General features: G+C 54.2%; 11 protein-coding genes. 5 read left to right on the forward strand and 6 right to left on the reverse strand.

Translation table 11 applies throughout. The features are described 5' to 3' along the window. Positions 1-67: 67 nt before the first annotated feature. From GS632_RS08000 to GS632_RS08025, 6 genes are read right to left on the reverse strand one after another with little or no spacing between them, the layout of a single operon-like run. A complete protein-coding gene (locus tag GS632_RS08000) occupies positions 68-1,591 on the reverse strand; it encodes a DHA2 family efflux MFS transporter permease subunit (protein ID WP_171721304.1) in 1,524 nt (507 codons plus the stop codon). Beyond that, positions 1,588-2,571, reverse strand: coding sequence for an HlyD family secretion protein (locus GS632_RS08005; protein WP_171238062.1), 984 nt, complete (start codon positions 2,569-2,571; stop codon positions 1,588-1,590). Before GS632_RS08005 ends, GS632_RS08000 begins: the two co-directional genes overlap by 4 nt. Positions 2,572-2,599: 28 nt before the next feature. Continuing rightward, complete coding sequence (locus GS632_RS08010) at positions 2,600-2,926, reverse strand: cytochrome o ubiquinol/quinol oxidase subunit IV (RefSeq protein ID WP_245223157.1); 327 nt, start codon at positions 2,924-2,926, stop codon at positions 2,600-2,602. After that, positions 2,919-3,551: a cytochrome c oxidase subunit 3 gene (locus tag GS632_RS08015; RefSeq protein ID WP_171721303.1), complete on the reverse strand. Its 633-nt coding sequence runs from the start codon at positions 3,549-3,551 to the stop codon at positions 2,919-2,921. Before GS632_RS08015 ends, GS632_RS08010 begins: the two co-directional genes overlap by 8 nt. Continuing rightward, a complete protein-coding gene (locus tag GS632_RS08020) occupies positions 3,548-5,638 on the reverse strand; it encodes a cbb3-type cytochrome c oxidase subunit I (RefSeq protein WP_171238060.1) in 2,091 nt (696 codons plus the stop codon). The genes GS632_RS08015 and GS632_RS08020 overlap by 4 nt, the downstream gene beginning before the upstream one ends. Next, the gene (locus GS632_RS08025) at positions 5,635-6,594 is read right to left on the reverse strand and encodes a cytochrome ubiquinol oxidase subunit II (RefSeq protein ID WP_171238059.1); all 960 of its coding nucleotides are present in this window, start codon (positions 6,592-6,594) and stop codon (positions 5,635-5,637) included. Before GS632_RS08025 ends, GS632_RS08020 begins: the two co-directional genes overlap by 4 nt. 207 nt (positions 6,595-6,801) lie before the next feature. On the opposite strand from GS632_RS08025, the gene GS632_RS08030 reads away from it, so the two are divergent. The 5 genes from GS632_RS08030 (at position 6,802) to GS632_RS08050 (ending at position 14,208) form a co-directional block, all read left to right on the forward strand. Continuing rightward, positions 6,802-8,004 (forward strand): lytic murein transglycosylase, encoded by a 1,203-nt coding sequence (locus tag GS632_RS08030; protein WP_245223158.1) that lies wholly within the window; start codon positions 6,802-6,804, stop codon positions 8,002-8,004. Positions 8,005-8,687: 683 nt separating this feature from the next. Further along, the gene (gene galU / locus GS632_RS08035; protein WP_171238057.1) at positions 8,688-9,581 is read left to right on the forward strand and encodes a UTP--glucose-1-phosphate uridylyltransferase GalU; all 894 of its coding nucleotides are present in this window, start codon (positions 8,688-8,690) and stop codon (positions 9,579-9,581) included. Between the two features lie 68 nt (positions 9,582-9,649). Continuing rightward, positions 9,650-11,089, forward strand: a complete 1,440-nt coding sequence (locus tag GS632_RS08040; RefSeq protein WP_171238056.1) for a mannose-1-phosphate guanylyltransferase/mannose-6-phosphate isomerase — start codon at positions 9,650-9,652, stop codon at positions 11,087-11,089. Positions 11,090-11,335: 246 nt separating this feature from the next. After that, complete coding sequence (locus tag GS632_RS08045; RefSeq protein WP_256368545.1) at positions 11,336-12,325, forward strand: DUF2793 domain-containing protein; 990 nt, start codon at positions 11,336-11,338, stop codon at positions 12,323-12,325. A gap of 578 nt (positions 12,326-12,903) precedes the next feature. Continuing rightward, complete coding sequence (locus GS632_RS08050; protein ID WP_171238093.1) at positions 12,904-14,208, forward strand: UDP-glucose/GDP-mannose dehydrogenase family protein; 1,305 nt, start codon at positions 12,904-12,906, stop codon at positions 14,206-14,208. Positions 14,209-14,302 lie beyond the last annotated feature (94 nt).

The raw sequence follows: 14,302 nt of genomic DNA on the forward strand, positions 1-14,302 counted from the left end.
TCGTGGGGAAACCTTGTTCCCGATCTGGTACAGTCGGGGAAAAGGTATTTATTGAAGCTTCCGTGGATCAATGCACGTGGACAGCCGTCTGGGTTCCCGGCTTTGGCGCACGACAGAAAAACAATAGCGGAATTGTCGCCAGGGCCAGCAGGCCAAGATTGTTGAAAACGGTCAGGTAAGAGATCAGTTCTGCCTGCTTCGCGATTTCCTGACCCAGGATCGCAGCGCCCTGTGGACTGTCAGGTGTCAAGCCAAGCGGGTTCAGGTAAGCTTGCGCCGCAGGGTTATAGGGCGTCACATTCTGGCTTAGGACAGCTGTGTTGGTCTGAAGTCCACGTACGATCCATGTGCCGACCAGAGAGATGCCAACCGATGAGCCCAACTGGCGAGTGACGTTGAACAGGCCAGAGGCTTCGTCTTGCCGGTTTTGGCTGATGCTTTCGAACGCGAGAATAGACATAGGCACAAAGACCAAACCCATCCCTAACCCACTGATGGCTCCGGGCCACGCCAACTCCCAAAACCCGGCATTGAGGTTGATGGCACCCATCATGAAGTTCCCAATCGCAGTCAGCAACAATCCGGCGCCCGCCAATAAGCGTGGATCGAAACGATGAACCAGTACGGCGCCGGTCAGAACCATCGACAATCCTGCTGTCAAACCGCGCGGAATAAAAAGGTGGCCTGAAGCGATAACGGGGAAATCCAGAAGGTTTTGTACGAGCGTTGGCAGGACTGCAATACCACCAAACAATGAGACCGCAAATCCGGCGATGATCAGATTGCACAGGGCAAAATTGCGGTCCGCAAACAAACGCAGATCCACGACCGCGTTACGCGCGGTCAATGCGTGAACAATAAATCCGATCGCGCCCAGTACCGACGCGACCACAGCCACTTGAATGACACGAGACGACATCCAATCCATGGTTTCGCCCTGATCCAGGACAAATTGCAGACACCCGATGCCAAGTGCCAACAAGGCCAGACCCTTCCAGTCGATCTGTACATCCTCGGTCTTGTCTTCGGGCAATTCCCCGGCCAGCAACAGAAGGGCAAGGGCGGCCACAGGCAAGTTGACGAAAAACACCATCCGCCACGAGAAATACTCGGTCAGGATCGCACCAACCGTCGGCCCAAGAACGGGTGCCACTACGACCCCCAAGCCGAAAACCGCCATCGCCTTCCCACGCTCTTCTCTGGGGAAGGCGTCGAACAGGATCGATTGCGATAATGGGATCAGGAAAGCTCCAAACATGCCTTGGGCCAGCCGAAAGGCAACAATGACTTCGAGGCTCCAGGACAGGCCACACATCATCGACATAACTGCAAAGCCAGTCACTGCTGTCAGGATCAACCGTCGCCGCCCAACACGGCGGGCCACAAAGCCGGTCAGTGGCATTATGACCACCGCCGATACGATATAGCTGGTCAGAATCCATGTCGCTTGGTCGGTTGTCGCCCCAAACGCGGCCTGAATATGCGGCAAGGCAACGTTGACAATCGTGCTGTCCAGCACTTCCAATATGGCGCTGAGAACAACAGCAACCACGATCACCCGGTTTACAGGGCCGGACGCCGCCGAAGTCATTTTCCGTCCGCCGGGCCCGTTGTGTCCACGACAACTTTGCTGCTGCCGCCGACCCGCAAGGGGGCATCGGTTGGGTCAAGTGCGATCCGAACCGGAAAACGCCGTGTGACCTTGACCCAGTTTCCACTGGCATTCTCGGACGGCAGCAACGAGAATGTGTCCCCTGAACCGCGTCCGATTGAGGCCACCTTGCCGGTAAGCTTCACCCCCGGCAGCATGTCGACCTGAACTGTTACAGGCTGCCCGGGCCGGATACGAGGCAACGACGTTTCCTTGAAATTGGCGTCTACCCACCAATCCGAGGACTCAACAATCGAGAATTGAGGCGCGTTGGCAGAGACCGAAGATCCGGGGCGCAACGTCAGATTGGCGATCCAGCCATCTGCGACCGCATAGACCTTGGTCCAAGCCAGGTTTGTTTCGGCGATCTCAAGCTGCGCCTGAGATGACAAGATGTCGTCCTGTTTTGCTTCCAACCCGCTTTGCAGCGCCAACAAGCTGGATTGGCTGGTCGTCAGCCGTGCCGAGGCCTGCGCGAATTCTGATGTCGTCTGGTCCAATGAGGCCTGCGCGACATCACCTGCAGCAAACAGGGCTTTCGCGCGCTCTAGGCTCTTATTTGCAGTGTCATAAGCAGATTGGGCGCTTTGAACGGACGCTTCAGCGGCCGTAATTTGTGTCGAGTACGACTTGGCCTGTTGAATGGCACTGTCCAGATCAGCTTTGGCCGCGTCGACGGAGGCTTTGAACTGAGTGTCGTCAATAGTGAACAGGAGATCGCCATTCTTAACCGATTGGTTATCGGAAATCTGGACTTCCGCCACTTGCCCGGTCACCTGGGCTGCCACATAAATGATGTTGGCGCCGATATAAGCATCCTGGGTGGATGGGTACCGTTCCTCGTGCCGCCAAAACAACAGCAAACCCACACCGATTACTGCCAACATAACAGCAATGGCTATGGTTTTGAGAGGTCTCATGCCGTTTACCTTTGTTGTGCGCTGCCTATTACATCACATGCATATGCATTCGGATCGCCAGGTTGCCCAACACCCAAACCGTACCCAGAATCATAATCAACAAAACCATCGTGGAAAACAGCACAAGGTGCAGGTCTTCCCGGCTGCTGCGACGACGGTCGATATGCAGGAAATAAACTAGCTGCAAAACAAGCTGTGCCAGACCAAGCAATCCAATTGTCAGATACACGCCAGTGGTTTCGATCCCGAATAGATGCGCCACGCCAAACATGGCCAGTGTAAGCAACAGCGACCCGCCATATCCGATCACATAACGTCGCCGCTCACGACGGTGCATTTCAGAGCGCTTATCCATAGGTCAGACCTCCGAAATAAACGATGGTGATTATTCCGATCCAGATCAGGTCAAGGAAGTGCCAGAACAACGCCAGACGCACCACGCGTGAGATAATCAGGTCTGTCATTCCTTTCGCGCGCAATTGAATGCCCAGAACGATCAGCCACAGACATCCCGCCGCAACGTGCAAACCATGCAGCGGGACCAGACCGAAGAATGCCGATAGGAAGCCGCTGCGTTGTGGAACACCGCCTTTTTCCGCCATGGCCATGAAGTCACGCAGTTCAAGAACCAGAAAGCTGAGTCCCAACAAAAGCGTAACCCCAAACCAAAGAATGATGCGCCCGCGCGGCAAGTTGTACTTTAAGGCCAGCATGGCAAGACCGACAGTCAGGCTGCTGGTCAACAGGATCAGGGTTTGAGCAAAGACACTTTTCAGATCGAACAGTTCGTGCGGACCGGGTCCACCCACCTGCGCATCAATCATTGTGATGTAGATTGCAAACATCAGGCCGAAATAGACCAGATCGCTCATCAGGAAGATCCAGAAACCAAAGGTGACAACTTCTGTCGCCTTGTCGGCACTCGCGTGGCGTTCCCCAAGGTTGATGCCCGGATAACTATGCGTTGGTGTGCGTTTCATGTGACTGCCTCCAGATCTGGGCGGGCGAGGCCGCGGTTTTCTGGGGAGGTTTCGTAGTCACGATCCACAGCCTTTTCACTGTGAACTAGGGACAACCAGGCTTCATGATCTCTGCGCACTTCTTCAGCAGCGATGGTGAATTCGGTACTGTCGTCAAAGGTCCAGATGATCACGGCCAGGATCATCAGCACAGTCATCAGGGCCGCCAACCACCAGATCCACCACACCAAAGCAAACATCCAGACTCCGCTGAAAACACAGAGGATAAAGCCGATACCGGTATTGCGCGGCAATTCGATATCTTCATATGCGTCCGGCGTTGGATACGCGATGCCTCGTTCTTTGGCGGCAGCGAAGTCATCACGATCCTTTACCTGTGGGATGATTGCAAAATTGTACGGCGGCGGTGGCGATGGAATCGACCACTCCAATGTACGGCCATCCCATGGATCCCCCACCGGGACACGGGTCTTTTCGCTATCCCGGACACTGACCCACAATTGGATGAGAACCGAAAACAAGGCGCACGTAATCACCAGCGCCCCAACGATGGCGACGATCATGAAAGGGTGGAAGGACGGATCGTCATAGCTGAATGAGCGGCGCGGCATTCCCATCAGCCCGACGAAATAGAGCGGCATGAAGGTCAACAAAAACCCTATGGTCCAAAGAGCGACTGTAACGCGGCCCCAGAACTCGTTCAGGCGGAAACCGAACGCCTTGGGGAACCAATAGTTATAAGCTGCCAACAGACCAAACAGCACACCCGGCAACAGCACGTTGTGGAAATGCGCCACCAGAAACAGCGTGTTGTGCACCTGATAGTCGACCGTTGGATTGGCCAGGATCACTCCGCTAAGGCCACCAATCACAAACAGCATCAGAAATGCCAGCCCATACAGCATCGGAACCGAAAACCGGATCCGCCCTCGCCACAAGGTTGCCATCCAGTCATAGACTTTCACACCGGTCGGAATAGCGATCAGCATGGTTGCAATACCAAAAACGGCGTTGATCAATGCGCTCTGACCCATGGTGAAAAAGTGATGCAGCCAGACCGTGAAGGACAGCACCGCAATCGACATTGTCGCAATAACAAGCGAGTTGTAGCCATATAGCCGCTTGGCCGAGAAAGTCGCGAACACTTCGGAATAGATACCATAGGCAGGCAGAACCAGCAGATAGACCTCGGGGTGACCGAACAGCCAGAACAGGTTGGCGTAGTTCATCATGTTGCCGCCGAGGTCGTTGGTGAAAAAGTGGAAATCCAGATAACGGTCTGCGGCCAGCATCAACGCGGCAACCCCCAAGGGCGGCATCGCAAAAACGATCAGGATCGAACTGCAGATAATCGTCCAGCAATACATCGGCAACCGCATGAAGGTCATTCCCGGCGCCCGCATTTTGTAGATCGTTACGGCAAAGTTGATGCCTGTGAGCGTGGTCCCAATACCCGATACAACGATGGCCCATATCCAATAATCCGGTCCCACTCCCGGATTAAACGCGGCGCCCGTATATGGCGGGTAAGCTGTCCAGCCGCCTGTTGAGAACCTCCCCACCACCAGTGAGACCATCAACATCATGCCAGCGGACACAGTCAAACCCAAACTGATCTGGTTCAATCGGGGAAACGCGACATCGCGCGCCCCGATCATCAGCGGCACAACATAATTGGCAATACCAAAGACGAAGGGCACGGCAACAAAGAAAATCATGATCGTGCCGTGGGTGCTGAAAAGCTCGGCAAAGTGCTCGGCCTCAAGAAATCCATCACCCGGCCCTGCGGCTTGCTGAGCGCGCATGACAACGCCCTCCAACACGCCGCGCGCAAGCATTACGATGGCAAAGACGACATACATGATGCCTATCTTCTTGTGATCGACGCTAGTCAGCCAATCGCGCCACAGCGGTGTCCACAGCCGAAACCAGCTGAGCAGGCCCACCACGGCAATAACGCCAACGATCACGACTCCCGCAGCCGCATTTGCCACGATCTCATTGGCGCTGGGGTCTTGAAGCAACCCGGCAATCGGAAGCGCATCCCAACTGAGGCGGCCCAAAAAGCCAGTTTCGGTTGACGTCATTTTTGCGCCTCCTGCCCGAAGGATGCCGTGCCCGGTTGTTGATCGGCAGGCAAGCCCTCGCCGGTGTGATACCGGTGCAGAATGCTTTGGAACACATCCTCTTCTAGCGTGAAATACAGTGCATCATCAGGCATCTGTGCTGTCCCCAAAGCTGCTTGAACCTCATCCCTGTCAGTTCGCATCGCAAGCGTCTGATAGGTGGCCGCATTCAGCGGGATGCCGCCGGTGCGCACTTTGTCGACCCACGTATCAAAGGCATCTTGCTCCATCGCAACAGTGCGGAACTTCTGTTTTGTGAACCCACGTCCGTTATACTGCGTGTTTTCGCCCTGCATGACCTCTGGAGTATCTGCGACCAGATGCAATTGCGTTGTCATGCCCGGCATCGCGTAAATCTGACCGGCCAGAGAGGGGATCATGAAAGACTGCATCACAGTATCGGTGGTTAATGTCATGGCCACCTGTCGTTTGGTTGGGATTCCAAACTCGCCGACGCTGGCAATGCCCAGATCGGGATAGAGAAACAACCACTTCCAATCCAGACCAACCACCTGAACCTGCACGGCCGGTTCCTCACCAAAACTTGCTGAATACGGGTCGAGCCGGTGCGTCGCCTTCCAAAGATAGAAAGACAGGAGCGCTACGATCAAAACAGGCACGCCCCACATGATAATTTCCAGTTTGGCTGAAAAATCCCAGTCCGGCCTATAGGCAGCGGTTCCACCCCTTCGACGCCGGTATCGAAATGCGATCCAGGGGACCAGAACGAGGACGGGTATGACCGCCACCATGATCAGGGCGGTCGCCCGTAACAGATGAGTTTTCTGAATGGCTGCAATCGGGCCTTGCGGATCCAAAAAACTGTCGCTGGCAACAGCCATTTGCGCAGTTACAGCCAAAATGAACACGGCAGCCACCACGAGCGAGGATAGGGTGGACAATCTGCCTGCGGCCATAACACACAACCCTCTCGTGATCCAAATTCCACCCAACTATCAGCAAATGCGAAAGTTTTCTCAAGACCTTTCCATACTGCAGATTGCCAGGTAAGACTTTCATTCAACCTTGGGCATCAATGGAAAACCGCATCAGTCGAGCCCCGGCCAAAACAGGGACGCAACTTGGTTTTGATACACAAAATACTTGCAATCATAGGTCTTATTTTGACTTCGCAAGCTGCGCTGGCTCAGGATCGCGCTGAAGTTGAACGTCAATTCCAAACCTGGTTGCAAGAGGTGGTCTGGCCAAAAGCGCGTTCCAAAGGGGTTTCACGGGATACGATGCAACAGGCGTTTTCTGGCGTGACCCTGAACTGGAAACTGCCAGATCTGGTCCCGCCCGGACGAAAGGCCAAGACACCAAAAAATCAGAAACAGGCCGAATTCGGCTCGCCTGGGCGGTACTTCAACTCAGGATCCGTTCAGGGTGCCACCTCGGTTGGGCGCAAGATGGCAAAACAGCATTCCGCAATACTTGCCTCGGTCGAGCGCGAAACCGGTGTGCCCGGCCGCATAATCCTGGCAATCTGGGGCAGAGAGAGCGGGTACGGACAGGTGCCCATCCGCCACGACGCGTTTCGCGTTCTATCGACCAAAGCATTCATGAGCACGCGTGCCGAGTATTTTACAAACGAGTTGATTGCGGCCCTTCAAATAGCCGAGGCTGGTTATTTACCTGCCCAAGACATGAAAAGTAGCTGGGCGGGTGCATTGGGTCAGCCACAATTCATGCCATCCAATTATTTGACCTATGCAAGAGACGGCGACGGGGACGGCCGGGCTGACATCTGGGGATCGCCCGCTGACACAATTGCGTCCATCGGCCATTATTTAGACCAACATGGATGGCTAAGCAGTCGAGACTGGGGTTTCGAAGTTTCCGTTCCCGCGAATGTGTCCTGCGCTTTGGAAGGGCCCGATCAGGGCCGACCCATTCACGAATGGGAAAAAATGGGGATACGCCGGATTTCAGGCAGGCCCTTTCCGGACCATGAGCGTGACGGCCTCGGCTATCTGATGATGCCAGCTGGACGCCATGGACCGGCCTTTCTGGTTACACCAAATTTCTATGTGCTCAAAGAATACAACAAAAGCGATCTTTACGCTCTGTTCGTTGGCCATGTTGGAGACCGCATTCAATTCGGTGTCGACGATTTTGTGGGGCAATGGGGTCCGGTCGGTGGGCTGTACCGTTCTGACATCGCCGCAATGCAGCGGACCCTCGAGAAAATGGGCCATGACGTTGGCGGTGCCGATGGTTTGCCGGGGTTCAAAACACGCCGCTCGATTGGCCGGTGGCAAATGACTTCAGGCTTTGCGCCAACTTGCTTTCCGGAACCTGCGATGAAGGCACAACTGACCCCCTGAGGGTGTTCTCAAATCTTGAGTTGTCGCTTGGGCCAACACCAAACCTGCCACGCCGGTCAGCCTGCGAAACCCCAGCGCGCACAGGTTTCATACCCGGGTCACGTCCATTGGAGGTCTTTTGAGTGAATTGTTGCTGATTTCAGAACAGAAGTGTGGGAACAGGCGTCCGCTCCTTATAAAAACACTTTTCCTCAAGAACAGTCTCAAAACCCTACCCTTGATTTGTCTTGACCCCTTTTCATCATCCCCGGATGCGTCGGAAAGATGTGGCTCACACAATTTTTATCACCGCATGAACAAACCGGAAAACGTGCACAAAAAAGCATATATTTTTAAATAAGATACACCCCAGTGAGCCTAGCTTTTTCGGATGGCTGAAGCGATACCCAACTGTTGCCAGATAGCCCAAACTCGGGCTTGGACCGGCTGAACTTCAACCGTAACCACTTCACAGCATGCGAATCCGGATCACTGTTATAATTCTTTAAAAGGCGTCAACTATCATGCGGGTACACAGCCAAGATTGCAGAGCGTGCTTTTGACAGCAGCCGGACAAGGTGGCACGATTTGACCAATTGCCACCCAGGCCATCGGGTATAATTGATTGATCGGGTTACGCAGCCTATGAGAACATGTCGGATTAAATCCGTTTTTCCGGCTGAATATTGAAATTGAGAGGCACCATGACACGCAAGGTCACCAAAGCGATTTTTCCAGTTGCAGGTATGGGAACGCGGTTTTTGCCTGCAACCAAGTCGGTCCCAAAAGAGATCATGACTTTGGTGGATCGCCCATTGGTGCAGTACGCAATCGATGAAGCACGTGCGGCAGGCATTAAGGAGTTTATTTTTGTCACCTCGCGCGGCAAATCTGCGCTCGAAGACTATTTCGACCACAACCTGGTGTTGGAGCAGGAACTTAGGGCCAAGAAAAAAGACAAGTTGCTTGAAATCCTGGACAAGACGAACATGGAAAGCGGCGCGATTGCCTATATACGTCAGCACAAGGCCTTGGGTCTTGGGCACGCCGTTTGGTGCGCCCGCCGCCTGATTGGGGATGAACCCTTTGCCGTCATGCTGCCTGACGATGTAATCGCTGCAGACAAGCCGTGCCTTCAACAAATGATTGAAGCCTACGAGGAAACTGGTGGCAACATGGTCGCGGCTATGGAAGTTTCGCCGGAAAAAACCAGCTCTTACGGGGTTTTGGATGTTGGCGACAGCATCGGTCCTGTCATCCCGGCCAGAGGTATGGTCGAAAAACCCGAGCTGAACGAAGCCCCCTCTAACCTGGCAGTTATAGGCCGCTACGTTCTGCGCCCATCTGTGCTGAACAACCTGAATGCGATGAAGACCGGAAGTGGCGGCGAAATCCAGTTGACTGACGCCATAGCCGAGGACATTGCAGATGGGGTCCCTGTATTTGGTTACAAATTTGACGGACAGCGCTTTGATTGCGGTTCAAAATCGGGCTTTTTGCAAGCCACGGTAGCCTTTGCGCTTGCCCGTGCCGATTTGCGCGATGACCTGAGTCAATATCTGAATGATATTGTCGCCACCGGAAAAGCAGCCCAATAGTTAAGAGCTATTTCATTGCGTAAAACTAAAGAAATACCTTCTGTGATTACCAGTTCAAAGGCATACGCATGACGAATACAGTTCATCCTGTCATTCTTTGCGGAGGATCAGGGACACGTTTATGGCCTCTGTCGCGCAAGAGTTATCCCAAGCAGTTTGTTCCGTTGGTGGGAGAAACCACACTTCTACAAGATTGCGCAGAACGCATGCTTGGGCCATCAGAAGCGCCATATGCAAAGCCGCTGGTTCTGACGAATGAAGCCTTCCGCTTTATCGTCCCGGAACAACTGGCCGAAGTTGGCATTGACCCCGGACCAATTCTGATTGAACCAGAAGGGCGCAACACAGCCCCTGCTATTCTGGCTGCTGCCCTCTATCTTTCGTCGCGCAATCCGGACGCGATCATGCTTGTGGCTCCGTCCGATCATGTGATTCCAGACAAGACCGCGTTCCACAAGGCGGTCGCCGAAGGCGCGCGCGCCGTCAGCGAACGTGGTGATCTGGTGACGTTTGGCATTACGCCCACACGTCCGGAAACGGGGTACGGGTACCTCAAACTCAGTCACGCACCGGATTCGAGTGAACGCGCGGTTCCGCTGGATTGTTTTGTCGAAAAACCAGACGCTGACACCGCACGGTCGATATTGGAAGACGGCAGCTATTTGTGGAATTCGGGTATTTTTCTGTTTGCGGTGCGCGACATCGTGGCTGCATTCGAACAAAATGCAGGAAGTTTGATCGCACCTGTGCAAAAAGCCGTTGTCGAGGCAAAAACCGACTTGGGCTTCCTGAGATTAGACCCTGCCGCTTGGGCCGAAAGCGCAGACATCTCAATCGACTACGCGGTCATGGAAAAAGCGGAAAATCTGAGTGTGGTCCCATTCTCCGCCGGATGGTCTGATGTCGGAAGCTGGACCGCTGTACAAGAACTGTCGGATGTGAATAAAGATGGCGTGGTGACAAACGGTGACGTCACCGCGATCGAATGCCGAAACGTTCTGATACGATCAGAATCGCCCACACAGGAAGTGGTGGCGATGGGGCTTGAGAACGTGATAGCGGTTGCGATGCCCGATGCGGTTCTTGTTGCCAGTATGGACAAGGCACAGGATGTAAAACAAGCCGTAACCGTGTTGAAGGAAAAAGGGGCGAAACAGGCAGAGACGCTGCCGGTAGATCACCGCCCGTGGGGATGGTTCGAAAGCCTGGTGGTCGGTGACAGGTTTCAGGTCAAGCGGATCCATGTCCATCCGGGTGCCGCATTGAGCCTTCAGTCCCATCACCATCGATCCGAGCATTGGATTGTGGTCAAAGGCACCGCCAAAGTCACTATCGACGACAAAGAGCAACTGGTGAGTGAAAACCAATCCGTCTACATCCCATTGGGCGCCACACATCGGATGGAAAACCCAGGCAAAGTTCCTATGGTCCTGATCGAAGTGCAGACGGGCGCTTATTTGGGAGAAGACGACATCATTCGCTACGAAGACATTTATTCCCGCGAGTAATTGGCGAAAGCTCCTGATCTAATCTGGCTGGGCTCTCCTGGCTTGACGATCAAAAGTAAACAACAGGTTTTCCGGGCGGTCGGCCCGGTCACAAAGGTTTGACGCGCTTCGCGGCAGTGTAGCGCGCAACCGATGTTTCGGGCCGACAGCTACAGGAGGCCCCTCGTGTCACAAACCTCACCCCGACTGAACCTTCCCTTTCTGCAACCCTCATAAGCGCAAAAACACGTCACTCACAACGAGGCTCTGCGAGGACTTGATCTGATCGTGCAACTAACGGTCCGCTCAACGAACGCAAATACACCGCCAGTGGTGCCCGAACAGGGCGAGGTTCATGCGGTTGGGGCCGCACCAATAGGTGACTGGGTGGGGCACGCCGGGGACCTTGCCGCCTGGTTGGACAATGCGTGGCATTTCGTGACCCCGTCTTCAGGTTGGCGCGCCTGGGACGAAAACACCGGCGAATTTCAGCTTTGGGATAGCACAGCCTGGGCCCCTGTGCCCGTTAACATGCAAAATCTGGATGGCGTCGGCGTATCGGCATCTTCGGACACAACAAACCGCCTCACAGTGCGAAGCCCCGCCACCTTGCTGACCCACGAGGGCAGTGGGCACCAGCTAAAAATTAACAAGGCCAGCTCTGGTGATACTGCATCACTTCTGTTTCAGTCGAACTGGACAAGTCATGCCGAAATGGGTCTGTCCGGCAGCACTGGATTTTCCATCAAGGTGTCCCCCGACGGTGCGAGCTGGACAGATGCGTTGAGCTTTGATCCCAACACCGGAGCAGCCACAGGTGCAGCCGTCCAAAGTGACGCGTCCGAAACCACCGCTGGCCGCCTTATGCGAGCAGATTTCGGTTACGGCCCCGGTAACCTTTTGGGCTCGGTCTCTGAGAACACTGGCACACCTACCGGAGCCGTCATCCAACGTGGCCATAACGCAAACGGAGAGTACGTGCGGTTCGCCGATGGGACCCAGATCTGCACGTTCACACTGCCCGCGGTTGATTGCACCAATACTGAAGGTGCTCTGTTCGCCAGTTCAGCACTGACCTGGGATTTTCCCATGGCCTTTGCTGCGACACCCTGTGTGAGTGGAAGTGGAGGCGCAGTTGATCGGTTTATCGGTTTGGATACTCCCGACACAACACAGGTTAACTGCAAAGTGCTGTCGGTCCTTTCAGATTCCTCGGCACTGTCTGCGACCGTAATCGCGGTCGGGCGTTGGTACTGACTGAATCGGCCGCCCGCCTCTGGTATCGGGCGGCTGTTTTTCGCATCGGTCTAAGTTGGTCTGTTCCCGAAATCACGTGGGAGCCCACGAAGTCCATCTTTGCGCCCCTGGTATTTAACTGAACCGTCGCCTTTCAACGAAACGTCACTTTTGACCTTATTGGTTCGAAAGCGGCCGATTTTCGGAACCATTTCCCGATTGTCAAAGGACCGTCGCAAAACCAAAGGCTTCATAGCTTTTGATAGCTCCGGCAGTGTCATGCTAACCTTGGTTCGGCTCGGCGACTTTGTGGCCAAGATCTTGAGGATTGGAAACCCTAGCGCACGTCTGATCCCATGTAATAAATATTCTTTGTTCGATGAGATCTCGGTGAAATCAGTTCTGTCTGACCCGAATATCCGCGACCACAGGCATATTTGTCTTTGACGCACACTTAAATAATTCAATGCCTTATTGCCTCAAAAACAGCGAGACTCTATGGGATGCAGCCTGAGGCCTCTTTGAACCATTGAATTTGGCGTCCATTTCTTCGATTGTTCACACATTGTCGGCAGATATTGGTAAAAAAGGATTAAATGATGCGTATTGCGATGATCGGAACCGGTTACGTTGGCCTTGTGTCCGGCGTGTGCTTTTCGGATTTCGGTCACGATGTGATTTGCGTCGATAAGGCAAACCAAAAGATCGACATGCTCAAAGCCGGACGGGTTCCAATTTACGAGCCGGGCCTGGATGTTTTGATGGCCAAAAACGTGGCCGCTGGTCGACTGAGTTTTACCACTAATCTGGCAGATGCGGTGGATGGAGCAGATGCCGTCTTTATTGCGGTGGGCACACCAACCCGGCGCGGTGATGGCCATGCAGACCTGACCTATGTCATGGCCGCCGCAGAGGAAATCGCAAATGCCGTCACTGGCTATACAGTGATCGTCACAAAATCGACTGTACCCGTTGGCACCAACAGACAGGTACAAGAGGTGGTTGCCGCAGCCAACCCAAAGGCGGATTTTGATGTTGCGTCCAATCCAGAGTTTCTGCGCGAAGGTGCCGCAATTGACGATTTTATGCGCCCCGACCGCGTTGTCGTGGGCGTTGAAAACGACCGCGCCGCCGAAGTGATGGCCGAAATCTACCGCCCTCTCTATCTACGAGATTTTCCGATCCTGACAACCGATCTGGAAAGTGCCGAGATGATCAAATATGCCGCAAACGCGTTCTTGGCGACCAAGATCACCTTTATCAACGAAATCGCGGGCCTGTGCGAAAAAGTTGGCGCAGATGTCAAAGAGGTATCCCGAGGCATGGGTCTGGACGGGCGGATTGGCAACAAGTTCCTGCACGCCGGACCCGGCTATGGCGGGTCGTGCTTCCCCAAAGACACTGCGGCACTGGCGCGGATTGGCCAGGATCACGCGTATCCGATGCAGATTACGGAAACCGTCATTCGCGTGAATGACGAAGTCAAAAAGCGCATGATCGAGAAGATCCGCGAAGCTTGTGATGATCGCTTCAACGGCAAAATCATTGCAGTTCTGGGTGTTACGTTCAAACCCAACACGGATGACATGCGCGACGCGCCGTCATTGTCCATTGTCCCCGCCCTGATCGGCGGAGGAGCAAAAGTACGCGTTGTAGATCCACAAGGTAAATCTGAGGGTGAAGCCTTGTTGCCTGGTGTTGACTGGTGCGATGACCCTTATGCGGCAGCAAAAGGAGCTGATGTGCTGGTTCTGCTGACCGAATGGAACGAATTCAGGGCTTTGAACCTTAGCGATTTGGCGGCGGCCATGAGCACCCCCAGAATGGTGGATCTGCGCAATATCTACTCAGAAAGCAAAACCCTGAAGGCAGGTTTCGAAACCTATGTCGGGGTCGGGCGCTGAGCTTACCCGATCTTGTCGTAGAACTTTTTGCGACGCCCCTACCAGCTTGGCCAACTTACCCTGATGCTTCGCAGTAGAATGAGGGGTTACGTCT

This window comes from Ruegeria sp. HKCCD7296 (assembly GCF_013110775.1).
Classification (GTDB): Bacteria; Pseudomonadota; Alphaproteobacteria; order Rhodobacterales; family Rhodobacteraceae; genus Ruegeria.